The sequence below is a fragment of the Achromobacter sp. DH1f genome (genome assembly GCF_000633435.1).
In the GTDB taxonomy this organism is placed as follows: domain Bacteria; phylum Pseudomonadota; class Gammaproteobacteria; order Burkholderiales; family Burkholderiaceae_B; genus Achromobacter; species Achromobacter deleyi.
The window spans coordinates 76,387-99,958 of sequence record NZ_AYMF01000003.1; the positions used below are offsets into that span (position 1 = coordinate 76,387).

The 23,572-nt window shown below is 68.4% G+C and carries 20 protein-coding genes; 11 read left to right on the forward strand and 9 right to left on the reverse strand.

Annotated elements, in window-relative coordinates:
• Positions 1-42 precede the first annotated feature (42 nt).
• The 8 genes from U858_RS0102320 (at position 43) to U858_RS0102355 (ending at position 7,961) form a co-directional block, all read left to right on the forward strand.
• Complete coding sequence (locus U858_RS0102320; protein ID WP_025135580.1) at positions 43-942, forward strand: ABC transporter substrate-binding protein; 900 nt, start codon at positions 43-45, stop codon at positions 940-942.
• 150 nt (positions 943-1,092) lie between these two features.
• Positions 1,093-1,926 (forward strand): ABC transporter substrate-binding protein, encoded by an 834-nt coding sequence (locus U858_RS0102325; protein ID WP_025135581.1) that lies wholly within the window; start codon positions 1,093-1,095, stop codon positions 1,924-1,926.
• A 10-nt stretch (positions 1,927-1,936) separates the two neighbouring features.
• Positions 1,937-2,974: an L-idonate 5-dehydrogenase gene (locus tag U858_RS0102330; protein ID WP_025135582.1), complete on the forward strand. Its 1,038-nt coding sequence runs from the start codon at positions 1,937-1,939 to the stop codon at positions 2,972-2,974.
• Between the two features lie 33 nt (positions 2,975-3,007).
• The gene (locus U858_RS0102335; RefSeq protein WP_025135583.1) at positions 3,008-3,673 is read left to right on the forward strand and encodes an amino acid ABC transporter permease; all 666 of its coding nucleotides are present in this window, start codon (positions 3,008-3,010) and stop codon (positions 3,671-3,673) included.
• The gene (locus U858_RS0102340) at positions 3,670-4,329 is read left to right on the forward strand and encodes an amino acid ABC transporter permease (RefSeq protein ID WP_025135584.1); all 660 of its coding nucleotides are present in this window, start codon (positions 3,670-3,672) and stop codon (positions 4,327-4,329) included. Before U858_RS0102335 ends, U858_RS0102340 begins: the two co-directional genes overlap by 4 nt.
• A complete protein-coding gene (locus U858_RS0102345; RefSeq protein ID WP_025135585.1) occupies positions 4,326-5,138 on the forward strand; it encodes an amino acid ABC transporter ATP-binding protein in 813 nt (270 codons plus the stop codon). Before U858_RS0102340 ends, U858_RS0102345 begins: the two co-directional genes overlap by 4 nt.
• Positions 5,139-5,166: 28 nt before the next feature.
• Entirely contained in the window at positions 5,167-6,378 is a 1,212-nt protein-coding gene (gene manD / locus U858_RS0102350; RefSeq protein ID WP_025135586.1) for a D-mannonate dehydratase ManD, read from the forward strand.
• Positions 6,366-7,961, forward strand: coding sequence for a mannitol dehydrogenase family protein (locus U858_RS0102355; RefSeq protein ID WP_025135587.1), 1,596 nt, complete (start codon positions 6,366-6,368; stop codon positions 7,959-7,961). The genes manD and U858_RS0102355 overlap by 13 nt, the downstream gene beginning before the upstream one ends.
• A gap of 68 nt (positions 7,962-8,029) precedes the next feature.
• Here U858_RS0102355 and iaaH read toward each other — a convergent pair whose 3' ends face one another.
• On the reverse strand, positions 8,030-9,478 hold the full coding sequence (gene iaaH / locus U858_RS0102360) for an indoleacetamide hydrolase (RefSeq protein WP_025135588.1): 1,449 nt from the start codon (positions 9,476-9,478) through the stop codon (positions 8,030-8,032).
• 146 nt (positions 9,479-9,624) lie between these two features.
• Between iaaH and U858_RS0102365 the strand changes: the two genes are divergently transcribed.
• Positions 9,625-10,452, forward strand: a complete 828-nt coding sequence (locus U858_RS0102365) for a helix-turn-helix transcriptional regulator (protein WP_025135589.1) — start codon at positions 9,625-9,627, stop codon at positions 10,450-10,452.
• Between the two features lie 45 nt (positions 10,453-10,497).
• Here the strand turns inward: U858_RS0102365 and U858_RS0102370 are convergent, their stop codons facing one another.
• The 6 genes from U858_RS0102370 to U858_RS0102395 are packed head-to-tail and all read right to left on the reverse strand — an operon-like array spanning position 10,498 to position 16,999.
• Positions 10,498-11,487, reverse strand: a complete 990-nt coding sequence (locus U858_RS0102370; protein ID WP_025135590.1) for a tripartite tricarboxylate transporter substrate binding protein — start codon at positions 11,485-11,487, stop codon at positions 10,498-10,500.
• Positions 11,488-11,510: 23 nt separating this feature from the next.
• Entirely contained in the window at positions 11,511-12,650 is a 1,140-nt protein-coding gene (locus tag U858_RS0102375) for an FAD-dependent monooxygenase (RefSeq protein WP_025135591.1), read from the reverse strand.
• Positions 12,647-13,123 (reverse strand): thioesterase family protein, encoded by a 477-nt coding sequence (locus U858_RS0102380; protein ID WP_025135592.1) that lies wholly within the window; start codon positions 13,121-13,123, stop codon positions 12,647-12,649. The genes U858_RS0102375 and U858_RS0102380 overlap by 4 nt, the downstream gene beginning before the upstream one ends.
• On the reverse strand, positions 13,110-14,798 hold the full coding sequence (locus U858_RS0102385; RefSeq protein WP_025135593.1) for an AMP-binding protein: 1,689 nt from the start codon (positions 14,796-14,798) through the stop codon (positions 13,110-13,112). The genes U858_RS0102380 and U858_RS0102385 overlap by 14 nt, the downstream gene beginning before the upstream one ends.
• 23 nt (positions 14,799-14,821) lie before the next feature.
• Positions 14,822-15,715 carry a VOC family protein gene (locus U858_RS0102390; RefSeq protein WP_025135594.1) on the reverse strand — a complete coding sequence of 298 codons (894 nt, stop codon included), beginning with the start codon at positions 15,713-15,715 and terminating at the stop codon, positions 14,822-14,824.
• 24 nt (positions 15,716-15,739) lie between these two features.
• Positions 15,740-16,999, reverse strand: a complete 1,260-nt coding sequence (locus U858_RS0102395; protein ID WP_029953463.1) for a hypothetical protein — start codon at positions 16,997-16,999, stop codon at positions 15,740-15,742.
• Between the two features lie 153 nt (positions 17,000-17,152).
• Here U858_RS0102395 and U858_RS0102400 point away from each other — a divergent pair, with 153 nt between their 5' ends.
• Positions 17,153-17,875, forward strand: coding sequence for a TetR/AcrR family transcriptional regulator (locus tag U858_RS0102400; protein WP_025135596.1), 723 nt, complete (start codon positions 17,153-17,155; stop codon positions 17,873-17,875).
• Between the two features lie 24 nt (positions 17,876-17,899).
• Here the strand turns inward: U858_RS0102400 and mutY are convergent, their stop codons facing one another.
• Positions 17,900-18,967 carry an A/G-specific adenine glycosylase gene (gene mutY / locus U858_RS0102405; protein WP_029953465.1) on the reverse strand — a complete coding sequence of 356 codons (1,068 nt, stop codon included), beginning with the start codon at positions 18,965-18,967 and terminating at the stop codon, positions 17,900-17,902.
• Between the two features lie 168 nt (positions 18,968-19,135).
• On the opposite strand from mutY, the gene U858_RS0102410 reads away from it, so the two are divergent.
• Positions 19,136-22,747, forward strand: coding sequence for an indolepyruvate ferredoxin oxidoreductase family protein (locus tag U858_RS0102410; RefSeq protein WP_025135598.1), 3,612 nt, complete (start codon positions 19,136-19,138; stop codon positions 22,745-22,747).
• 100 nt (positions 22,748-22,847) lie between these two features.
• Here the strand turns inward: U858_RS0102410 and U858_RS0102415 are convergent, their stop codons facing one another.
• Entirely contained in the window at positions 22,848-23,549 is a 702-nt protein-coding gene (locus U858_RS0102415) for a M24 family metallopeptidase (RefSeq protein ID WP_025135599.1), read from the reverse strand.
• Positions 23,550-23,572 lie beyond the last annotated feature (23 nt).

Consider the following 23,572-nt stretch of genomic DNA (forward strand, 5'->3'; position numbering starts at 1 on the left):
CCGCGCCCCGGAATCGGGCTTATTCGAATCAGGAGACAAGCAATGCAGCAAACGAACAAGGGGAGCCGCACCGCGACAGGTGGGGCAGCCATCCGCGGGGTGGCCATCCGTGGGGCGGCCAAGGCGCTGTCGGCATGTGTGCTGACCGCCTGCGCGCTGGCCGCGCCTGCGTCGGCGCAGCAAGCGCCCGCCGCAGGCCAGAGCCCGCGCATCGACGCCATCCGCAAGGCCGGTGAGCTGCGCGTGGGCGTGTTGCAGAACGCGCCCTGGCTGATCCAGGATGTGTCCGGCCGGGGCGGCGAAGCCTGGAGCGGCCCGGCCTGGCTGCTGGCCAAGGAATATGCCCGCCAACTGGGCGTGACGCTGACCGCCGTGCCGGTGTCGCACGAAACCAAGGTGCCGGTGCTGGCGGCCAACCAGGTCGACATGACCATCAGCCCGCTGGCCGAAACGCCCGAGCGCCTGAAGGTGGTGGATTTCGTGCTGTATTCGTCGACCAGCGTCTGCATGTTCGGCCTGGCGGCCAACCCCAAGCTGGCCGCGGCCAAATCGGTGGACGACCTGAACCGGCCCGAGATCACCATCGCCTACTTCACCGGCGGGGCCGAAGAGGCCTGGGTCAAGCAGCGCTTTCCGCAGGCCCGGCTGCGCGCCGTGGCCAATTCGGGCGCCACCGCGCCCATCGAGGAAATCATGGCCAAGCGCGCCGACGCGGCGCCCATCAACCGGGTGCCCTGGGTGGGGCTGAACCGCAAGGTGCGCGGCCTGGCCGTGCTGCCCGCCGAATCCAATTGCCAGCAAAGCACCGAAAAGGCCTCGCCGGTGGGCCTGGCGATCGACAAGAACCAGCCTGAATTCCTGGCCTGGCTGCGGCAGGTGGCGGCAGAGATGAAGCCGCGCCTGGATGCCGACGAAATGCGCGTCATCGAACAGAGTCCGTAAGCGGCCGGGCCGCTATTTCCGGCAACACACCCCGACACACACACCGATTTTCCGACCCCGCGCAAGGCGCGCGCGGCCCGGGCGACTGCCCGCGGCTTCGTGCGGCCGTATCCGGCGCAAACCGCCGCGCTTCCCTCCAAGGAGACAGCAATGCAACAGCCTTACTTCCTTCGTCTTGCCGCCGCGGCCCTGCTGCTGGCCTCGGCATCCGTGGCCCAGGCGCAGACGCCGCCCGCGCCCGGCGAAAGCCCGCGCATCGATGCCATCCGCAAGGCCGGCGTGCTGCGTGTGGGCGTGGTGAACAACCCGCCCTGGCTGGTGCAGAACACCAGCGGCTCGGGCGAGCCGTGGATGGGGTCGTCGTGGCTGCTGGGCAAGGAATTCGCGCGCCTCCTGGACGTGAAGATCGTGCCGGTGCAGGTCAGTCACGAAACCAAGGTGCCGGCGCTGATCGCCAACCAGATGGACGTCATGATCGGGCCGCTGAACCAGAACGCCGAACGCGCCAAGATCATCGACTTCGTGACCTTCTCGAACACCAGCGTGTGCATGTTCGGGCTGGCGTCCAACCCCAAGTTCACCAACGCCACCAAGGTCGAGGACTTCAACCAGCCCGGCATCACCATGGCGTACTTCTCGGGCGCCGGCGAAGAACCGCTGGTGCTGGAAAACTTTCCCAAGGCCAAGCTGCGCGGCGTGACCAACTCGGGCTCGGTCGCGCCCATCGAGGAAGTGCTGGCCGGCCGTTCCGACGTGGCGCCGCTGAACCGCATGCTGTGGCCCAACATCAGCAAGAAGGTCAAGGGCCTGGCCGTGTTCCCCAAGGAAAACGACTGCCAGGACAGCAAGATCTTCGCGATCGACGCCGGCATGGGCGTGGCCAAGGGCCAGCCCGTGTACCTGGAATGGCTGCGCAAGGTCGAAGCGCGCATGCATCCCGAGCTGGTCGCCGAAGAGCGCCGCATGACCCAGCAGCTGAAATAAGGCGGACGCCATGCTCAATTGCGCAATCCATGGGGCCGAAGACCTGCGGCTGGTCGAACAGGCGCCCGAACCCCTGGGCCCGACCCAGGTGCGGGTCGGCGTCAAGGCGGTGGGTATCTGCGGGTCTGACCTGCACTACTACCGCCACGGCCGGGTGGGCGACTTCGTCATCCGCGAGCCGTTGACGCCGGGCCACGAGGCGTCGGGCCAGGTGCTGGAGATCGGCTCGGCGGTCACTGCCGTCAAGCCGGGCGACCGCGTGGCGCTGGACCCGGCCCGCACCTGCGGCGTGTGCCGCTACTGCCGCCAGGGCGATTCCAACCATTGCGAGGCGGTGTTCTTCTTCGGCAGCGCCAGCCGCTATCCGCACATGCAGGGCGCGATGCGCGAGCAGGTGGTGGTAGAGGAAAAGCAGTGCCTGCCGGTGCCCGACAGCCTGTCGTTCGAGCTGGCCGCCTTTGGCGAACCGCTGGCCGTGGCGCTGCACGCGGTGCGCAGCGCCGGCTCGTTGCTGGGCAAGACCGTGATGGTGGTGGGCGCCGGGCCCATCGGCGCGCTGGTCATGATGGCGGCGAAGCTGGCCGGGGCCAGCCAGCTGATCGTGGTCGACATCGTCGACCAGACGCTGGCCACCTGCGCCAAGGTGGGGGCCACGCGCACCATCAATGCGGCTACCGACCCGGCGGCGCTGGAGGCGTTGGCGGCGGGCAAGGGCACGGTCGACGTGTGCTTCGAGGCCTCGGGCAACTACGCCGGCCTGGCCAACTGCATCCGCGTGACTCGGCCGCGCGGCACCATCGTCACGGTGGGCACGCTGGGCGGCAGCAGCGAGCAGTGCCCCTTCAACCAGATCATGGTCAAGAGCCTGAATGTCGTCGGCAGCTTCCGCTTCGTCGACGAATACGCCTGGGCCGTGGACTACCTGAGCCGCGGCCTGGTCGACGTGGCGCCGCTCTTGACGGCGGCGATTCCGGCGCGCCAGGCGCACGAGGCCTTCGCGCTGGCGGCCGACCGGCGCCAGGCCATGAAAGTGATGGTGACGTTCTGAGCCGGTCTGCGTTCCTGTCCGTACGGAGATTCCATGGACTTTGATTTTTCACCCATCGTCGAGAACTGGCGCTTCTTTGCCGGCGGCCTGGGCATCACGGTCGCGCTCAGCGCGGTCACCGCGGTGTCCAGCATCCTGCTGGGGCTGGTGATCGCGCTCTTGCGCCTGTACGGGCCGCGCTGGCTGCGCGTGCTGCTGGTGTTCTACATCGACAGCATGCGCGCCATTCCGGTGCTGGTCGTGCTGGTGTGGATCTACTTCGCCTTCCCGCTGCTGGCCGGCGTGAATTTCGCGCCGTTCTGGGCCGCGCTGGTGGCGCTGACGCTGCACATCGCGGCCTATTCGGCCGAGGTGATCCGCGCGGGCATCGAATCGGTGCGCCCGGGGCAGATGCGCGCTGGGCTGGCGCTGGGCATGTCGCGGGCGCAGGCGCTGCGCAAGATCATCCTGCCGCAGGCCACCATCCGCATGCTGCCGGCCTTCGGATCGGTGCTGACGGTGGCCATCAAGGACACCGCGATCGCCACGGTGATTGCCGTGCCGGAACTGATGCACAAGGCCGAGACCATCGCCGGGCAGAGCTACCGGCCCATCGAGGTGTTCACCGCCGTGATCGTGGCGTACTTCGTGATCCTGTTCCCGGTGACCCGCGGCGTCGACCGCCTGTACCAACGCTACGCACATCTGGGGCGCTCATGAACTTGGATTGGGGAATTATCTGGGACTCGCGCCAGGTGCTGCTGCAGGGCGCGGCCATGACCGTGATGCTGACGGTGGTGACCATGGCGCTGGCCGTGCCCGGCGGCATGGTGCTGGCGCTGATGCGTCTGTCGTCAAACCGCCTGGCCAACGGCGTCGCCGTGGCCATCGTCGAGTTCTTTCGCAACCTGCCGCTGATCCTGGTGATCTATTGGGCGTTCTACGTCATGCCGATGGCGCTGGACGTGCAGTTCTCGGCGGTGACGACCGCGCTGGTGGCGCTGGTGCTGAACGTGTCGGCCTACAACTCCGAGACCTTTCGCGCCGGCATCAATTCCATCCGCAAGGGGCAGATGGAAGCCGCGCTGGCGATGGGCATGTCGCGCCGCCAGGCCATGTTCAAGGTGCTGATCCCGCAAGCGGCGCGGCGCATCCTGCCGGTGCTGGCCAGCACCTGGATCTCGCTGTTCAAGGATACGTCGCTGGTGTCGGTGATTGCGGTCAGCGAGCTGGCCTACGCCTCGATGCAGGTGCGCGCGCAGAGTTTCCGCGTGCTGGAAATGCTGACCGCGATGGCGGTGATCTATTGGCTGATGGGGTATCCGCAGGCCAAGCTGGTCGACTGGATCCATCGCAAATACGGAGTCAAGGAATGAACGAGATGATCCTGGAACAACAAGCGGTGGGCGCGGCGGCTGCCGCCGCGGCACGCAAAGGCGCCGACCAGCCGCCGGTGCTGGTCTATGAAAACGTGCGCAAGGTCTATGGCGACTTCGTGGCGCTGGGCGACGTGTCGCTGCAGGTCAACAAGGGCGAGGTCATGTGCCTGATCGGGCCGTCCGGCTCGGGCAAATCCACGCTGCTTCGCTGCACCAACGCGCTGGAAAAGCTGGATGGCGGCCGCGTGCTGCTGGACGGCGTGGCGCTGCCCGAGGCCGAATCCGAAGTGCGCAAGGTGCGCCAGCGCATGGGCATGGTGTTCCAGAGCTTCGAGCTGTTTCCGCACAAGTCGGCGCTGGACAACGTGGCCATGGGCCCGATCACGGTGCTGGGCATGGCGCCCGAACAGGCCCGCGCCCGCGCCATGGCGCTGCTGGAAAAGGTGGGCCTGGCCGCCAAGGCCGGCAACTTTCCGGCCAACCTGTCCGGCGGCCAGCAGCAGCGCGTGGCGATCGCGCGCGCCCTGGCGATGGAGCCGGAGGTGATGCTGTTCGACGAACCGACCTCGGCGCTGGACCCCGAGACGGTGGGCGAAGTGCTCAACGTCATGAAGAAACTGGCGCAGGAGGGCATGACCATGATCGTCGTGACCCACGAAATGAGCTTCGCCAAGCGCGTGGCCAACTGGGTGGTGGTGTTCGAGAACGGCGCCATCCTGGAACAAGGCCCGCCCACGCAGATTTTCGACAACCCGCAGGTCGCCCGTACCCGCGACTTCCTCAGCCACCTGGGCTGGGAAGGCTGAACACTCTCCCGTCCTTACGGAACCCATGATGAAAATTACGAACGCACGCGTCATTGTTTGTTCGCCGGGCCGCAATTTCGTGACCCTGAAAATCGAAACCGACCAGGGCCTGACCGGCATCGGCGATGCCACCCTGAACGGACGCGAGCTGGCCGTGGCGGCCTACCTGACCGAACACGTGGTGCCCTGCCTGATCGGCCGCGACGCGCACCAGATCGAAGACATCTGGCAGTACCTGTACAAGGGCGCCTACTGGCGCCGCGGGCCGGTCACCATGACCGCCATCGCCGCGGTGGACACGGCGCTGTGGGACCTGAAGGCCAAGGCCGCCGGCCTGCCGCTGTACCAGCTGCTGGGCGGCAAGAGCCGCAGCGGCGTGATGGTCTACGGCCACGCCAACGGCAGCGACATCGAGCACACGGTCGACGAAGTGCTGCGCTATGCCGACATGGGCTATCGCGCCATCCGCGCGCAAAGCGGCGTGCCGGGCCTGGACAAGGTCTACGGCGTGGGCCGCGGCAACCTGTTCTACGAACCCGCCGACAGCGACCTGCCCAGCGAGCACGACTGGTCCACCGAGAAATACCTGCAGCACACGCCCAAGCTGTTCGAGCGCATCCGCGAAAAGCTGGGTTTCGACCACCACCTGCTGCACGACGTGCATCACCGCCTGACGCCGATCGAAGCGGGCCGCCTGGGCAAGTCGCTGGAACCCTACAACCTGTTCTGGATGGAAGACGCCACGCCAGCCGAGAACCAGGAGGCCTTTCGCCTGATCCGCCAGCACACCACCACGCCGCTGGCGGTGGGCGAGATCTTCAATTCGATCTGGGACTGCAAGGACCTGGTGCAGAACCAGCTGATCGACTTCATCCGCACGACCGTGGTGCACGCGGGCGGCATCACCCACCTGCGGCGTATCGCCGACCTGGCCTCGCTGTACCAGGTGCGCACCGGCTGCCACGGGGCCACCGACCTGTCGCCCGTGTGCATGGGCGCGGCGCTGCACTTCGACCTGTGGGTGCCCAATTTCGGCATCCAGGAATACATGCGCCACACCGATGAGACGGACGCCGTGTTCCCGCACGCCTATACGTTCAACCAGGGCATGCTGTATCCCGGCGACGTGCCGGGCCACGGCGTGGATATCGACGAGAAGCTGGCCGCCAAGTACCCGTACAAGCGCGCCTACCTGCCGGTGAACCGGCTGCAGCAGGATGGGACGTTATGGAACTGGTAGCGCGGCAGCCTGACCCGGCGCAACCGGGCGCGGCGCAACCCGTCGCCCGCCTGCATCCGTCACGGTTGGCGGGGCTGGCGCCCGGCGTGGCGCGGCCGGCCTACGATCGCACGGCGCTGCGCACCGGCATCGTGCACCTGGGGCTGGGCGCGTTCGCGCGCGGCCACCTGGCGGCGGTGAACGAAGCGGCGCTGCATGCCGGCGGCGAGCTGGCATGGGGCCTGTGCGGCGTGTCGCTGCGCCAGGCCGACACGCGCGATGCGCTGGCGCCGCAGGGCGGTCTGTACACGCTGGCGCTGCGCAGCGCCGATGCCCAGGGGCAGCCGCGCCAGCAGCTGGCCGTGATCGGCTGCCTGCTGGAAACGCGGGTGGCGCCCGAAGATCCGCAAGCCGTGCTGGCGCACATCGCTGCCGCCGACACGCGCATCGTCAGCCTGACGGTGACCGAGAAGGGCTATTGCCACGATCCGGCCAGCGGTGCGCTGAATCTGGACCATCCGGACATCGTGCACGACCTGGGGCAACCGGCGGCGCCGCGCAGCGCCATCGGCTTCCTGGTGTGGGGGTTGCAGCGGCGGCGCGCGGCGGGGCTGGGGCCGGTGACGCTGCTGTCGCTGGACAACCTGCCGTCCAATGGTCGCCTGCTGCGCGGCCTGGTGCTGGCGTTCGCCGCGCAGGTGGACGCGGGGCTGGCCGACTGGATCGGGCAGGCCTGCACCTTCCCGTGCTCGATGGTGGACCGCATCGTGCCGCGCACCACGGACGAGGACCGCATTGCGGTGACGCAGGCGCTGGGTCTGACGGATGCCTGGCCGGTGCTGGCCGAGCCGTATCTGGAATGGGTGGTGGAAGACACTTTCGCTGCCAGCCGCCCGGATTGGGCGGTGGGCGGGGCGCGCTTCGTGGCCGAGGCGGCGCCGTTCGAGACGCTGAAACTGCGCATGGTGAACGGCGCGCATTCGGCGCTGGCCTACCTGTCGGTGATGGCGGGTTGGGCCACGGTGGATCAGGCGGTGGCGCAACCGCTGTTGCGGCGCTATCTGGCCAGGCTGATGCAGACGGAGATCGCGCCGACGCTGCCGGCGTTGCCGGGGCTGGACCTGGCGCACTACCAGGAACGACTGCTGCAGCGCTATGCCAATCCGGCGCTCAAGCACCAGACGCGGCAGATCGCCATGGACGGCTCGCAGAAAATGCCGCAGCGGCTGCTGGGCACGGTGCGCGACCGGCTGGCGGCGGATCAGCCGATGGCGGGGCTGGCGCTGGCGGTGGCGGGCTGGCTGCACTTTCTGCGCGGGGTGGACCAGGCGGGGCGCCGCTATAACATCGACGATCCGCTGGCAGACGTGTTGGCAGCGCGGCTGGATCTGGCGGAACAGGCGGCGCGGGCTGCCGGGCCGGGACCGGCAGCGGCGTCGGCCTGGACGGTGCAGATGACGGGCCTGCCTGCGGTATTCGGCGACCTGGGCCAGGACGCGCGCTTCGTGCGGGCGGTGGCGCAGGCGGTGCAATCGCTGCGCACGCTGGGCGTGGCGGGGGCGCTGGAAGCCACGCTGGCGGTCATGCCGGAGGCGTCGGCGTAGGGGAACTGGCCTGACGGAACTGACCTGAAATCAGGTCCGAAGTCAGGCCAGCAAGTCAGGTTTGAAACTCAGGCCGAAGTCGGCGGCGCCAGTCTTCCCAGCGCACCCTCCAGCGCCAGGCCGATCGCGATGACCTGGCGGTCGTCGCCGGGCAAGCCATCCACCTCCAGCCCGATCGGCAATCCGCCTTCAGACAGGCCGGCGGGCAGACTCAAGCCGGGCAGGCCCGCATTGCTGCCGGGGTCGACGTTGCGCGCCAGCCGCAGGAATGTCTCCAGGCTGCTGGCTTCTGGCGCGGCGATGGGCGGCAGGACCGGCACGGTGGGAAACAGCAGGCCATGCAGGCCATGCGCCTGGAACGCGTGCCGATAGACATCGATGAGCGCATCGCGATGCACCGCCATCGCGCTGTCGTACAGCGGCTGCAGCGCCAGCAATTCGCCGGTCGGCGTGGGCAGCACGCCCGGCACGACCAGGTTGTCGAAGATGCCCTTGACGTCGGGGCTGGCGATCTGCGCCACGACGTCCTCGAAACTCACGCCGACCTCGTAGCGTTGCAGGTACGCGATGAGATCCACTTTCTGTTCATGCAGGCAGATCGGCATGCCGCTGGCGGCGTTGCTGGCCTCCAGGCCGGGCATGTCCATGGCAATCAGGGTGACGCCGGCCGCGCGCAGCGTGTCCAGGGCCGCCTGCATGACGGCCTGCACCTGCGGGTCCAGGTCCTGCCAGAAGTAGGCGGGCAGGCCCAGGCGCAGGTCCGTGGGGCGCAGGACGGGCAAGGGCGAGTGGTCGCCGGTCAGCACGGCATCGAGCAGCGCGATGTCGGCCATGCTGTTGGCGATGGGCCCGGGGGTGTCGCGGGTGTGGGAAATCGGGGTGATGCCGGCGCCGTCGTAGCGGCCCACCGACGGGCGCAAGCCCACGGCGCCATTGAGCGCAGCCGGCAGGCGCACCGAGGCGCCCGTGTCGGTGCCCAGTGCGGCCGGCACCAGCCGTGCGCCCACGGCGGCGCCGCTGCCCGAGGACGAGCCGCCCGCGATGCGTTCGGGGTCGTAGGCGTTGCGGGTGCCGGCGCCCCGCGAGCCGGGATAGGCAGCGTTGTAGCCCGAGACGCCGAAAGCCAGTTCATGCATGTGGGCCTTGCCGACGATGATGGCGCCGGCATCGCGCAGGCGCTGCACGACGGGCGCGTTCGCGGCAGGGCGGAAGTCGCGCAAGGCCGGGGTGCCAGCGGTATTGGGCAAGCCGGCGACGTGGATATTGTCTTTGATGGCCAGAGGCACGCCTTCCAGGGGGCGGGCGGCGCGGCCCGCGGCGCGTGCGGCGTCGGCGGCGCGGGCTTGGGCCAGGGCGCCGTCGGCATCGACGGTGATGAAGGCATTGAGATCCTGGCGCGAGGCGATGCGGTCCAGGCAGGCTTGGGTCAACGCCTCGCTGGTGACCGCGCCGTCTCGAAACCGTGCGGCGGCGTCGGTGACGGTGGGGCAGAGGGGGGGCGTGTGGGGAGCGGGCATGGCGGGTTGTCTCCTGCTTGTTGATTCGGTTTTTTCGGCTCAATCCCGATCTATACAGGGTCGACGGTGATGCTGTCGAGCGCTGGGCGTCGAGGCGCTAAGATAGACGGCACTTATACACGTACAAGCCTGCACCTTATCCTGGTATGAACACTTCCCCCCAAGCCGGCGCGGCCGGCCACGAAGGCTCCCGCCTGCGCCGCCAGGCGCTGGGCGAATTCGTGCGCAGCGCCCGCTCGCGCATCACGCCGCAGATGGCCGGGCTGCCCGAAGGCATGCGGCGGCGCACGCCGGGGCTGCGGCGCGAAGAGGTGGCGCAGCTGTGCGGGATCAGCGTCACCTGGTATACGTGGATCGAGCAGGGGCGCGAGGTGTCGGTGTCACCATCGGTGTGGTCGCGGATTGCGGGGGTGCTGCAGTTGGCGCGGGCCGAGCGGGCGTATCTGTTCGATCTGGCGGACTGCGCGGATCCGCAGCATGCGCGCGATGATGCGATGGGGGCGCCGGGGTCATTGCGCGAGTGCGTGGATGCGATCACGGCGCCGGCCTATGTGCTGGACCGGGCGTGGAATGTGCTGGCCTGTAATGCGCCGCTGCGGGATCTGTTCGATGACTGGCCGGATCGGGATCCTGAGCCGAATCTGCTGCGCTATATCTTTCTGGATCCGGCCGCGCGGGAGCTGGTGGTGGATTGGGAGCAGCGGGCGCGCCGGGTGGTGGCAGAATTTCGGGCGGATGCGGGGGCGCATCTTGATGAGCCCGCGGTGCTGGCGTTGATCGATGCCTTGAATCGGCAAAGCGCGGTGTTCGCGCACTGGTGGAACCGGCATGCCGTCGTCGAACGGGAAGGCGGCCTGCGCGAGTTCGCGCATCCTCGCCGGGGCCGGATGGGGTTTCAACAGATCACCTTCCGCTTGGCGACCCATCTGGATCTGAAGCTGGTGATGCTGCTGGACGGCGTCGAGCAGGAATGACGCGCACGCCGGGCCGCCGGGCCCGGCTTGCGCGCGGCCAACGTGTCAGTCCAACGAGATGTTGGCTTTCTTGACTACCTGCGCGAAGCGCGCCGAGTCCGCGTCCCGGGCCTGGGCCAGCGCCGCCGTGTCAGCCGGCCAGGCCTGAAAACCGAAGGTCTCGAAGCGCTTGACCACCGCAGGCGTCTGGACGGCCGCGGCGATGGCGGCGTTGATGCGTTTCACCACGGCCTCGGGCGTGCCCTTGGGGGCAAACGCGGCGACCCAGGTTTTCAGTTCGAAATCCTTGGGGCCGCCGGCCTCGGCGACGGTCGGCACATCCGGGTACGAGGCCAGCCGCGCCGGAGCGGCCAGCGCCAGCAGCTTGACCCGCTTGGCCTGATACAGATTCTGCACCGTCGCCGCCGTGCCGAAGGCCCAGTCGACCTCGCCGTTGGCCACTGCGGTGTATAGCTGCGCCAGGTCCTTGAACGGCACGTGCGTCATGCGGGTGCGCGTGGCGTCCTGGAACATGGTGGTGCCGACATGCGCCACGCTGCCCATGCCCCACGATCCGTAGGTCAGCCTGTCCGGCTGCGCCCGCGCCGCTTCGATCAGGTCATTCACATCGTTCCACGCCGAGCGGGCGGAGACGACGATGAAGAAGTGCGTGTGATAGATGGGCGCGGCGGGTTCGAAATCGCGCACCGGGTCGAACGGCAGGTTGCGGTACAGGTGCGGCTGCAAGGTCATGTGCGTGTTGTCGACGATGGCCAGCGAGTAGCCATCCTGGCCGCCGCGCTTGACGTCGCCAATCGCCAGCCAGCCGTTCGCGCCGGGCTTGTTCTCGACGATGACCGGCTGCTTCCAGGCCGCCGTGAGCTGTTCGCCCACCAGGCGCGCCACCGCGTCCGGGCCGCTGCCGACCGAATAGGGCAGCACCATGCGCACTGGCCGTTCGGGAAATTGCCCCGACTGCGCCTGAACCGTGGCACAGACGAGCGCTGCGGCCGTCGCGGTAATAACCGTCGCGGCATATTTCACTATTTTTTTCATGTCTCCTCCCTTTTTCTGGATGGCTAGGCGGCCACGGCATGGCGGGCTTCGTACGCCGCGGCAAACGCCGGATCGCGCTGGCGCAGGTCGTCATGGCTGACCTGGCCGGTGCGGCGCATGTAGTCGTAGGCGAATTCGACGGGGTCCAGATGCATCTTCGATGCCACGTTCTCGTACCAGTCCAGGCTGCGCCCCGCGGCCGCCTGGAAGCTGGACGAGGCCGGTCGGCGCAAGGCCTCGAACGCCGCGAAGGCCGCGCGGGCGTCGCCCGGATGCTGCAGCAGGCCCTGATGCAGCGCGATCGCGTCCTGCATCGCCATCCGGGTGCCGGAGCCCAACGAGAAATGCACGGTGCGCAGCGCATCGCCCAGCAGCACGATGTTCTCGTGCGACCAGCGCTCGTTGCGCACGATGTTCGCCTCGAACCACAGCGATCGGTTGCCCAGCAGTTCGTGGGCGCCGAGGTCGTCGCGGAATACCTGGCCGCAGTAGCGCCGGCTGTCTTCCTCGCTGGCGGTGTCCAGGCCGGCGCGTTGCCAGCTGTCCGGATCCACTTCCACCAGGAAGGTGCTCAGGTCGCGGCTGTACTGATAGCTGTGCGCGATGAAGATGCCGTGCTCGGTGTCGCGAAAGATCAGCGAGACCGGATGGAAGCGTTGGCGCGTGCCGTACCAGGCAAACTTGTTGCGCCGGCGCTCGAACGCCGGGCGGAAGTGTTCGGCGTATTGCTTGCGCACGGCGCTGTTGCTGCCGTCCGCGGCGACCAGCACGTCGACCTCGGACGCAAGCCGCGCCACGTCGTCCACACGCTGCTGATAGCGTATCCGCACGCCGGCGTCCAGGCAGGCCTGCTCCAGTACCGCCAGCATGTCGATGCGGGCAGTGCGGGAAAACGGGTTGCCCTGCACCTGGACCCGCGTGCCCCGGTGCACGATTTCCATGTAGTCGCAGCGTTCGTGGTGGGCCACGAACCTGGCAAAGAACGCCGGATCCGCCTCACGCAGGAACGACAGGCCGATGTCGGAGAACACCACGCCCCAGCCGTAGGTGGCGCCTTGTGGGTTCTGTTCATAGACCGTGATCTCGTGGCCGGGATCGTGCTTCTTGGCGAGCAGGGAGAAATACAGGCCGGCAGGGCCGGCTCCGATAACGGCGATTTTCATGGTTCAGCGCTCCCGCTGGGTTGTGCCTGCGTGCAGGCTTCCTGGTAAGACAACAGAGCGTCGCGCAAGGCGTCGGGCACGGCGATTGCGCGCCGTTCGCCGCGCGCGACGCAGATCGGGGTCAGGATGGCATCGAACGCGGGCGCGCCCCGCACGCTGCCATGGATGCGCAGCGTGTAGGTGCGGGTGCGAACCTGTTCCACCGTGACGCGCATGTCGAATTCCTCGTCCGGCCACAGCGAGGCCTGGAAGTCGAACGACAGCGCGCGCGTCGGGGTGCCGAAGCCATGCTCGTCCTTGATGCGTTGCGGCGTGCCGCCAAAGAGGCGGCCATAGAACAGCTCGGCCGCCGACAGCGCGTATTCGCCGAACGTGACGGTGTAGACCACGCCGGCCGGGTCGCAGTCGCCCCACTTGACGCGGCGCCGCACCACGAAAGGCGTTTCGCTCACGACGTATTCAGTGCTGGTCATTGGCGGACTCCCTGGCCTGCGCGGCCTCCTGGTTCAAGCGTTCGGCCACGCTCTGGCGCAAGGCGGCCTTGTCCAGCTTTCCCACTTTGGTGACGGGAAAGGCGTCGATCTGCTCGATGCGTTCGGGACACTTGTATTTGGCGAGCCCGCGGCCCGTGAGAAAGGCCGCCAGCTCCGGCACCGTGGGCGCGGCGTGGCCGGGGCGCAGGATCACGAACACGCAGCCCTTTTCGCCGTAGTAGGCGTCGGGCATGGCGACCAGCTTGGCCTCGGCGACGGCGGGATGGGCGCCGACCTGGGCCTCGACTTCTTCGCAGCCGATCTTTTCGCCGCCGCGGTTGATGTTGTCGCGCAGCCGGCCTTCGAACGTGTAGCAGGTCTGCCCGTCCACGACGCGGGCGGTCATCATGTCGCCGCTGCGATAGAAGCCGTCAGACGTGAAGGCCGTGGCATTGGCTTGGGGCGCATCGAAGAAGCCTGGCAGCGTGGCGGGGCCGCGAAAGCACAGTTCGCCCATTTCCTGCGGCGCCACGGGCGTCTCGGTGCCGGGGTGCAGCAGCCGGATTTCGTCGTCGGGACAGCCGGACCAGCCCTGGGTCTGGTGGCGCGCCAGCGCCGAGGCCTCGGCGGGCGTGCCCAGCAGCAGCCCTTCGGTGATGCCGAACAGGTTGGAACAGGGCACGCCCAGGTGCGCTTCCAGCCGTTGTGCCGCGCTCATGGTGATGAACAGCCGCAGCGAGCGGATGTCGTGCTCGGCCAGGCGGTCGTAGGCCATGATCTGCGGCGCGATGGGGCCGATGGACATGGCGCGAGTAACGCCGTGCCGTTCGATCAGTTCCAGCATGCGCGGCACGTCCACGCGCGGCATCAGCACGGCGGACACGCCCATGGCGATCACCGGAATCAGCACGTAGACCTGGGCGGCGTTGTGCAGCAACGGCAACGACCAGATGATGCGTTCCGTCTCTTGCATGCCATAGCGGCGCGCGCAGGCCAGCGCATGCCCCAGGTATTCGGCGTGGAAGCGGGGAATGATCTTGGGCATGCCGGTGGTGCCGCCCGACAGCTGGAAGCTCAGCACGTCTTCGCAGCCGGGACCGTGTCGTTGCAGCAACGCGATTGCGTCATCCGGCGGCATGCCGTCGATCAGCGCCTGCATGCCGGCGTGGCTGCCGGCGGGTCCCCGGGCGACGATCAGGTGCGTGAGCGTATCGCTGGCCGCGACCATGGCGGCGGCAAAGCCCGTCAGGTCGAAGCTGCCGAAGTCCGCCTGCACGAAATAGCCGCGCGCCTGCGTCTGCCGGGCCAGCTGACCGATCTCCAGTTCGCGATGCTGGGGCAGCGTGCACACCGGCACGATGCCTGCCTTGTAGCAAGCGAGCAGGGCGACCGCCGTGTCCAGCGTCGTGCCCATCTGGAACAGGGCGCGGTCCGCCGGGCGCAGGCCACGTTGCAGCAGGGCGGCGCCCAGCCGTTCGCTGCGTTCGTCCAGCGCCTGGAACGTCAGGCTGCCTTCATCGGTGATCAGCGCGGTGCGGCCGGGGCAGCGCCGCGCGGTGGCGCGCAACGCGTCGCCGACGGTGCGGCGCTCCCAGGCGCCGCTGGCGAAATAGCGCTGGGCGCGGTCTTCGGGGTGGTAGATCACACCCTCTATGGGGTGGCGTAGATCTCGCATGGTTGTCTCCTCCTGGCGTGGCGCTACTGGCCGGCTGGCGATATCCGCACGCGATCCCGGTCGAACACGTCGATGGTGCCGCGCACGCCGCCCGTGAACAGGCCATACCAGACCGCCGGTTTGAGCCCCAGCGTCTTGCGCCGGAACTCCAGCGGCCCGTCCGCGACAATGCAGTCGAATTCATCGACGGGCACCACCGCGCAGTCGCTGCGCTGTGAGGCGTCTTCGATCAGCGACGAGAATTCCTCCACGCGCGGCACGAAGATCCGCACGCCGGAATCGGCGGGCTTGCTAGTTGGGTCCAGGTGCGATGCCAGCAATGCGGCCTTGCGTGCCCAGATGTCGTCCACCTGACGGATGCGCTGCCCCTGCGCCTGCGCGTCCGCCTCCGCCTGCATCGCCGCCTGCAACGTCAGGGCCGCATCGATCGCATCGACCTCAGCCAGGGGGCGCAGCTTGCGCGTGAATTCGATGAAGTAGCCGTTCGGGTCGCGCACGTAGATCGACTCGATGACCTCGTGGCGGGTTTCCACCGACACGTCCAGGCCGGCCGCCTGCAGTTTTTCCTTCCAGGCGTGCAGCTCGGCCTCGCTCTGCACCAGCCAGGCAGTGTGCGTGGCGTCGGAGACATGGTCTTCGGGCAGGGGCCGCATCGCGGCGCGTCCCTGCATGGCCGGCGGTTCTTCGGCGCCCAGGTAATAGAAGAACGCGATGGTGCTGCCGCGCCCGCTGTCAAAGAAGAAATGCAGGAAATCAGGGTGCGTCTCGGGGCCCCAGCCGCGCGCCGAAATGACGTGGACCAGCGGCAAGCCGAGGATGTCGCGATAGAAATTGACGGTCTCGCGCAGCCGCCACGTGGGCCGGGCGGTGTGGTCCACGCCATGCAGGCGCAGCGGGGACGGCGGGGGGGAGGTCATGGGGGGCTCCAGAAAAGGGGTCGATTACAGAAAGCGCGCGCGCAGCCACGCCGCCAGTTCGCGTCCGGCGAGGTAGCGGCCGGGTTCTTCGCCGTCGGCCAGGGCGCGGCCGTGGTGGTCGCCGCGGATGCGCAGGTGCGTCTTGTCCGAGGCGGCAATGGCGTCATGGATGGCGCGCACATCCGAGGGAAAGCAGGCTTGGTCGCCGGTGTATTCGATGACCAACGTGGGCTGGACGATGCCGGGGGCCGTGCGCGACAGGTTGGCGTTGGACGACAGGCCCGACCAGGTGGACAGCCAGCTCTCCGGTGTGCAAAAGCGCGCGAAACCCACCGCGCCGTAGTTCGACGCATAGGGGTCCTTGCCCCATAGCGAGCCGGGGTGGCGGTCGGAAGGATCCAGGCTCAGGTCCAGGCAGCGCAGGTCCGCATCGGTGCGCCATACCACCAGCACCGGCGTGTGGGCCGCGCGGCGGCGCAGCTCGGGCGGCGGCGCGGCCTGTTCCTTGAGCATGGCGCGCGCCTGCATGCGGTCGGCGATCAGTTGCCGTGCCAGCACGTCCAGACGCGCGACGCGCTGGCGTTGCGCCGCGCGGTACTGCTCGACGAACGGCGGCGCATAGCGGGCGCGGCCACCGGGCTGGTAGCCATTGGCGGGCGACAGCGGGTCCAGCGCCGCTACGACCGACAGCGCGTCGTTTTCATCCGCGACGGACGGGTCGATGCCGTTCAGCAGCAGCGCGCCCTGGCCCGGGTGGGGGCCGACCAGCACCATGCCGTGGACGGCGGGCATATCCAGTTCGTCCAGCCCGCTGCGCTTGCCGCCGGGCGTGCGGGCCACGCGTTGCGCCGGCGGCAGGCCGGCCTGGTGCGCATAGAAGGCATAGAGCCCCGCGCCGCCCGAGTTGCCCAGCAGGATGATCCGCGCAAAGCCCTGGTCGCGCAGGTGGCGCAGCCCGGCGGCCACGTCCTGCAAGGCGGTTTCGTGTTCCAGCCGCAGGTCGTTGCCGACCGAACGCGCGCCTTGCGACCAGGCCGCGCAACCCGCCGCGACGATGTCGGGGATCAGGTAATGGCAGGCCATGAATTCACGCGGATGCATCACGCAGACGACGGTGTCCGGGCGCGGACCGGACGGCAGGTAGAGCGATCCGGAGGTGGCCGCGCCGTCGGCGGTGCGCAGCACGGTGTTGCGGGTGATGGCGCCCGCCGGCAGGTCGCGGGGGTTCCAGTCGGTGTTCAGAAAGCCAGCGGTGATCTGGCTGGAAGGACTGCCGGAAGTCATATCCGTCTCCTGGGATAGTCGTTGCATGGCTCGATTCGTCAGATTAGACAAATATTTGACTTTGATGTCAATCAAAGTCGAAAAACTGACAGTGTGGTCAAATCGGACCATCGTCCGCGCGCCGCGGACGGCCATTGAAGGAACCTCGCAACCGTGACTGAAGCAAGCACCAAGGGCACCCTGAAGGGCGAAGCGCTGCGCGGCGCCATCCTCGATGCGGCGGCCACGCTGTTCATCGAGCGCGGCACCGGCGGCACCAGCATCCAGGACATCGCCGAAACGCTGGGCTTGAGCCGCACCGCGGTCTACTACTACTTCAAGAGCAAGGACGCGATCCTGCGCGCGCTGACCGAAGAGGTGCTGAATACGGCGCGCAAGCTGGCCGGCGACACCGTGGCCCGCGCGGACCTGGACCCGGTCCAGGCGCTGGGCGCCCTGGTGGCCCAGCACGCCGACCTGATCCTGTCGCGGCCGGCGGAATTCCGCGTGGCCGACCGCACCGAAGGCGACATGACGCCCAAGCAGCGCGCGGCCCTGCAGGCGGCGCGTCGCGGCCTGCTGGACAACTTCAGCGTGGTCATTGAAAAGGGGGTCCGGGACGGCCAGTTCCGGATGGTGGATCCGCACATCGCGGCCGTCAGCCTGATCGGCATGTGCAACTGGTCGGCCTGGTGGTACAAGCCGGACGGCCGGCTGAGCCGGGCCGAGGTGTCCGCCATCATGGCGGACATGGCGGTGCGTTCGCTGCTGCGTGACGAGGCGCGGCGTTCGCGCAGCCCCGACGTCAGCGAATCACTGCGGTTGCTGCGCGAAGACCTGGCCTACCTGGAAAAACTGGTGCTGCCCGAGACGCCGGCGGCGCCCAAGTCCCGGTAAGCGGGCGCGGGAACGCGCCGGGGTTCAGAACAGCGTGCCGTGCGCCGCGTTGGCCTGGGCCAATCCCAGCAGCAGTTTTTTCACGGGCGCCGGCAAGGCGGTGGACGCCAGTTCGCCGGCCGGCACCCAGCGCGAGGGCGGGTGGCCGTCGCGCAGGCCCGCCGCGCGCACCTCGACCCACCAGGGCCGGATGTGCAGCCGGTAATGTGTGAAGGTGTGCGAGAACGCGGCCAGCGCGCTGTGGCGCTCGGGCTCCAGCCCCAAGGCCCGCGACGCCGCGCCGGGGTCGCCGGCCACGTCGAATTCGGGCAGGCTCCACAGGCCACCCCAGATGCCGGGTTCGGGGCGTTGTTGCAGGAGAAAGGCGCCCTGGTGCTGCAGCACCAGCATGGCGGTCTCGCGTTCCGGAATTGCCTTGCGGACTTTGGGGGTGGGCAGTTCGGCCTGGCGGCCTTCCTGCCGCGCGATACAGGTGGTGGTGACGGGGCAGCGGTCGCAGGCGGGTTTGCCGCGAGTGCAAAGGGTGGCGCCCAGGTCCATCAGGCCTTGGGTGTAGGCGGCCATGTCCAGGCCGGGGGCGGCATCGACCTGGGCGTCGGCCAGGGCCCACAGGCGTTGTTCTGTTTCGCGTTTGGCGGGGTCGCCGGCGATGCCGAAGTGGCGGGTGAAGACGCGTTTGACGTTGCCGTCCAGGATGGGCGAGCGTTCGCCGTAGGCGAAGGCGGCGATGGCGGCGGCGGTGGATCGGCCGATGCCGGGCAGCGTGGCGATGGCTTCGGCAGTGGGCGGGAAGCGGCCGTTCCAGTCGCGTGCGATTTCCTGGGCGCAGCGGTGCAGGTTGCGGGCGCGGGCGTAGTAGCCCAGGCCGGCCCAGTAGGGCATGACGTCTTCCTGGGCGGCGGCGGCGAGCGCGGCGACGTCGGGGAAGCGCTGCAGGAAGCGTTCGTAGTAGGGGATGACGGTGGCCACCTGCGTCTGCTGCAGCATGATCTCGGATAGCCAGATGCGGTAGGGGTCCCGGGTGTTCTGCCAGGGGAGATCGTGGCGGCCATGCTGGCGTTGCCAGGCGACGATGCGAGGGGCGAAGTCCATGGCCGCAATTATCGCATCGCCCTATTGCCGGGGGTGGGGCGAGCGGTTACAACCGTCAGGTAGAGGCGCGCCAAGCGCCCGGAATTCACCTCCGCCGTAGGCCCGCCCGGGCTCCAGAAGAACTCGGCGCGATGCTGCTGCGGGCGTTCCACGACCCTCGGAGTAGACATGAATGCCCCTCTCACGCCCGCGGTCCGCGCGGCGCTCGAATCCGTCCAGCTGGACGACAAATACACCCTTGAAACCGGCCGCGCCTGGATGAGCGGCATCCATGCCCTGGTGCGCCTGCCGATGATGCAGCGGCTGCGCGACCTGCGCGCGGGGCTGAACACGGCGGGGTTCGTGTCGGGGTATCGGGGGTCGCCGCTGGGCGGGGTGGACCAGAACATGTGGAAGGCGGCCAAGTACCTGAAGGCGCACCACGTGGAGTTCCAGCCGGGCATCAACGAAGACCTGGCGGCAACGGCGGTGTGGGGCTCGCAGCAGGTGAATCTGTTCCCCGGGGCGAAGTACGACGGGGTGTTCGGCATGTGGTACGGCAAGGGGCCGGGGGTGGACCGCTGCGGCGACGTGTTCAAGCACGCCAATGCCGCGGGCACGGCGCCGCACGGCGGGGTGCTGGTGGTGGCGGGCGACGATCATCCGGCCAAGTCGTCGACGCTGCCGCACCAGAGCGACCACATCCTGAAGGCCTGCATGATCCCGGCGCTGTTTCCGTCCAGCGTGCAAGAGGTGCTGGACTTCGGCCTGCATGGCTGGGCGATGAGCCGCTACGCCGGGGTGTGGGTGGGCATGAAGTGCATCACCGATATCGTCGAGGTGTCGGCGTCGGTCGAGGTGGACCCGTACCGGGTGCAGATCGTGCTGCCGGAAGATTTCCAGTTGCCGCCTGACGGGCTGAACATCCGCGTGCCGGATACGCCGCTGCTGCAAGAGGCGCGGCTGCTGGACTACAAGCTGTACGCGGCGCTGGCCTATGCGCGCGCCAACAAGCTCAACCGTGAACTGTGGCAGGTGCCGCAGCGCGATGCGCGCTTTGGCATCATGACGTCGGGCAAGGCTTATCTGGATACGCGCCAGGCGCTGTCGGACCTGGGCCTGACCGAAGCGGTGTGCCAGCGCATCGGCCTGCGCCTCTTCAAGGTGGGCATGGTGTGGCCGCTGGAATCGACCGGCATGGCGCATTTCGCCGAAGGCCTGGACGAGATCCTGGTGGTCGAGGAAAAGCGTCAGGTGCTGGAGTACCAGCTGAAGGAAGAGTTGTTCAGCTGGATCGGCAGCGGCAAGAAGATTCCGCGCGTGGTGGGCAAGTTCGACGACAAGGACGGCGGCGAATGGTCGGTGCCGCAGGGCAACTGGCTGCTGCCGGCGCATTACGAGTTTTCGCCCGCCATGGTGGCCAAGGCCATCGCGGCGCGGCTGTTGCGGTTCGAGCTGCCGCCGGACGTGCGCGCGGGCATCGAGGCGCGGCTGGCCTTCATTGCCGGCCGCGAGCAGGCGCTGGCGCGGCCGCGCGTGGTCGAAGACCGCAAGCCCTGGTTCTGTTCGGGCTGCCCGCACAATACGTCTACCCGCGTGCCGGAAGGTTCGCGCGGCATGGCGGGCATCGGTTGCCACTACATGGTGACCTGGATGGGCCGCAATACGCAGGTGTACACGCAGATGGGCGGCGAGGGCGTGCCGTGGCTGGGCCAGGCGCCGTTCACCGAGGAAAAGCACGTGTTCGCCAACCTGGGCGACGGCACCTATTTCCATTCAGGCCTGTTGGCGATCCGCGCCGCGGTGGCGGCCAAGGCGCCCATCACCTACAAGATCCTGTTCAATGACGCGGTGGCGATGACCGGCGGGCAGCCGGTGGACGGCCCCATTAGCGTGCCGATGATCAGCCGCCAGGTGGCGGCCGAAGGCATCGACAAGATCGTGGTCGTGACGGACGAGCCGGACAAATACAAGGACATGGCCGGCCTGGCGCCGGGCGTGCCGGTCAAGCATCGCGACGAGCTGGACGCGGTGATGCGCGAACTGCGCGAATATCCCGGCGTGTCGGTGCTGATCTACGACCAGACCTGTGCGACCGAGAAGCGCCGCCGCCGCAAGCGCAATGCGTATCCCGACCCGGCGCGCCGGGTGGTCATCAACGAGCGCGTGTGCGAGGGCTGCGGCGACTGTTCTCAGAAGTCGCACTGCCTGTCGGTCGAACCGCTGGAAACCGAGTTCGGGCGCAAGCGCACGATCAACCAGTCCAGCTGCAATAAAGACTTTTCCTGTCTGAAGGGCTTTTGCCCCAGCTTCGTCACGGTGGAAGGCGGCAAGCTGAAAAAGCCGCGCGCCCTGGCGCCCGACGGTGCGGTCGACGACGATGTGCCGCAGCCGGCCGCGCGCGGGCTGGACCAGGCGTACGGCGTGTTCATTGCCGGCGTGGGCGGTACGGGCGTGGTCACCATCGGCCAGCTGCTGGGGATGGCCGCGCACCTGGAAGGCAAGGGCTGTTCGGTGCTGGACATGGCCGGCCTGGCGCAAAAGGGCGGTGCGGTGTATTCGCACGTGGTGCTGGCGCAAACGCCAGACCACCTGATGAACACGCGCGTGGCAATGGGCGAGGCCGACCTGCTGCTGGCCGGCGACCTGGTGGTGGCCACCAGCGCGGACGCCATGGCGCGGCTGCGCCCGGGGCGCACTCATGCGCTGCTCAACAGCGACACCGCGCCTACCGCGGCGTTCGTGTCCAACCCGGACTGGACGCTGCCCGGGGCCAACCTGACCGCCGACCTGCAGGCCGCCTGCGGCAAAGACAACCTGCACGCGGTGGACGCGTCGGCGCTGGCGGTGGGCCTGCTGGGGGACGCGATCTATTCGAACCCGCTGATGATGGGCTACGCCTACCAGAAGGGCTGGCTGCCGCTGTCGCGCGAAGCGCTGCTGCGCGCGATTGAATTGAACGGCCAGCAGGTGCCCAACAACCTGGCGGCGTTCGCCTGGGGGCGGCGCGCGGCCCACGACCTGGCCGGCGTGATGCGGCTGTTGGCCGCGGGCGCCGCGGCGCCCGCGCATCCGGACGGCATCATCGAGATTCGCCGGCCGCGCGCAACGCCGGTGCTGGAACTGAAGAAGCCGCCGGGCGAGCTGGCCCGGCTGGTCGAGGTGCGACGCGCGTTTCTCACGCAATACCAGGATGCCGCCTACGCCAGGCAGTACACGGACCTGGTGGACAAGGTGGCGCACGCCGAGCACGAGGCCACCGGCACCCAGCGGCTGGCGCTGGCGGTGGCGCGCTACTACTTCAAGCTGCTGGCCTACAAGGACGAATACGAAGTGGCGCGGCTGTACACCGACGGCGACTTCCTCAAGCGCGTGAGCGAGCAGTTCGAAGGCGACTGGAAACTGCGCTTTCACCTGGCGCCGCCGCTGTTCGCGCGCCGCGGTCCCGACGGCCACCTGGTCAAGAAGGCTTACGGGCCGGGCATGCTGCGCGTGTTCCGCCTGCTGGCGCGCATGAAGCGCCTGCGTGGCACGCGGCTGGACCCGTTCGGCTACACGCGCGAGCGCCGTGCCGAGCGTGAACTGGCGCGCGAGTATGGCGAGACCATCGGGGCCATCCTGTGCAAGCTGAACCGCGGCAACCTGGACCGCGCGGTGGCGTTGGCCAGCGTGCCTGAAGATATCCGCGGCTATGGCCACGTGAAAGAAGCGGCAATGGAAAAGGCCGCGGCGCGGCGCGAAGCCTTGCTGAAGGACTTCACGGCCAGCGTGGTGTCGATCGGCGGGGCGCGGGCGGCTTGATGCGCGTGACGTGATGCGCGTGACGTGATGCAGTGGCGACGGGCGCGGATTTCATGCGCGCCTGTCGTCATACTCTTCTGTGATGCGTTACGCCGGCGGCCTACGCCGGGTAGTGCGTATCGTCCAGCAGCATGTCTTCAAAGAACGCGCCGTAGCGGCCCTGCGGATCGCGCAGGTGGATCTCCAGGATCCAGCGCATTTCCGACGGGCTGATGGCCAGGTCGGCCAGCGACCCGGTATGGATCGCCGCATGCGGAAAGTCCGACACGCGGTGGCCCGGCAGGTCGAAGTTCAATTCCCAACCCATGGCGCGGGCCTGGCGGTCGGCGTAGGCATACAAGGCCTGTCCGCTCAGGCGCTCGCGCAGCCACACGCCGCGCACGTCGTGGAACAGGGCTTCGGCGTCGCGGGCGCAGCGCGCCTGGCCGGGGTCGTTGCCCACCACGTAGCTCTTGCCGCCGTCGCCTTCCCAGGCATCCAGCCGGGGCGCGATGTCCAGGAAGAAGATGTCGTCGTCGCCCAGCACCGCGCCGGGGGTCGAGGCCTGGCGCATGGCTTTCATGGTGTTGGCGCCGAAGCGCACGCGGGTGGGGTGCCAGCTGAGCGCCATGCCGGCGTCGATCAACGTCTGCTTGGCCATCGCCACCGCGTCTTCCTCGACCATGCCGGGCCGGATGCGCGCGGCGATGGCTTCGATGGCATGGCGGGTCTTGTTGCGGGCCCGCAGCATGCCATCCACGGAAAAGGCGGGGCCGACGCGTTCGCTGGCGGCGGGGTGCTGGGTCTGGGTTGGGTTCTGCATGAATGGCGCTTCCTGGTGGGCGG

Excerpts from the sequence above, each read along its gene's own strand:
- U858_RS0102375 (WP_025135591.1), bottom strand. The coding sequence starts at position 12,650 with ATGAAAATCGCCGTTATCGGAGCCGGCCCTGCCGGCCTGTATTTCTCC.
- U858_RS0102385 (WP_025135593.1), bottom strand. The coding sequence starts at position 14,798 with ATGCGAGATCTACGCCACCCCATAGAGGGTGTGATCTACCACCCCGAA.
- U858_RS0102370 (WP_025135590.1), bottom strand. The coding sequence starts at position 11,487 with ATGAAAAAAATAGTGAAATATGCCGCGACGGTTATTACCGCGACGGCC.
- U858_RS0102340 (WP_025135584.1), top strand. The coding sequence starts at position 3,670 with ATGAACTTGGATTGGGGAATTATCTGGGACTCGCGCCAGGTGCTGCTG.
- U858_RS0102345 (WP_025135585.1), top strand. The coding sequence starts at position 4,326 with ATGAACGAGATGATCCTGGAACAACAAGCGGTGGGCGCGGCGGCTGCC.
- U858_RS0102320 (WP_025135580.1), top strand. The coding sequence starts at position 43 with ATGCAGCAAACGAACAAGGGGAGCCGCACCGCGACAGGTGGGGCAGCC.
- U858_RS0102415 (WP_025135599.1), bottom strand. The coding sequence starts at position 23,549 with ATGCAGAACCCAACCCAGACCCAGCACCCCGCCGCCAGCGAACGCGTC.
- U858_RS0102335 (WP_025135583.1), top strand. The coding sequence starts at position 3,008 with ATGGACTTTGATTTTTCACCCATCGTCGAGAACTGGCGCTTCTTTGCC.
- mutY (WP_029953465.1), bottom strand. The coding sequence starts at position 18,967 with ATGGACTTCGCCCCTCGCATCGTCGCCTGGCAACGCCAGCATGGCCGC.
- U858_RS0102330 (WP_025135582.1), top strand. The coding sequence starts at position 1,937 with ATGCTCAATTGCGCAATCCATGGGGCCGAAGACCTGCGGCTGGTCGAA.
- U858_RS0102380 (WP_025135592.1), bottom strand. The coding sequence starts at position 13,123 with ATGACCAGCACTGAATACGTCGTGAGCGAAACGCCTTTCGTGGTGCGG.
- U858_RS0102410 (WP_025135598.1), top strand. The coding sequence starts at position 19,136 with ATGAATGCCCCTCTCACGCCCGCGGTCCGCGCGGCGCTCGAATCCGTC.
- U858_RS0102355 (WP_025135587.1), top strand. The coding sequence starts at position 6,366 with ATGGAACTGGTAGCGCGGCAGCCTGACCCGGCGCAACCGGGCGCGGCG.
- U858_RS0102365 (WP_025135589.1), top strand. The coding sequence starts at position 9,625 with ATGAACACTTCCCCCCAAGCCGGCGCGGCCGGCCACGAAGGCTCCCGC.
- U858_RS0102390 (WP_025135594.1), bottom strand. The coding sequence starts at position 15,715 with ATGACCTCCCCCCCGCCGTCCCCGCTGCGCCTGCATGGCGTGGACCAC.
- manD (WP_025135586.1), top strand. The coding sequence starts at position 5,167 with ATGAAAATTACGAACGCACGCGTCATTGTTTGTTCGCCGGGCCGCAAT.
- U858_RS0102395 (WP_029953463.1), bottom strand. The coding sequence starts at position 16,999 with ATGACTTCCGGCAGTCCTTCCAGCCAGATCACCGCTGGCTTTCTGAAC.
- U858_RS0102325 (WP_025135581.1), top strand. The coding sequence starts at position 1,093 with ATGCAACAGCCTTACTTCCTTCGTCTTGCCGCCGCGGCCCTGCTGCTG.
- iaaH (WP_025135588.1), bottom strand. The coding sequence starts at position 9,478 with ATGCCCGCTCCCCACACGCCCCCCCTCTGCCCCACCGTCACCGACGCC.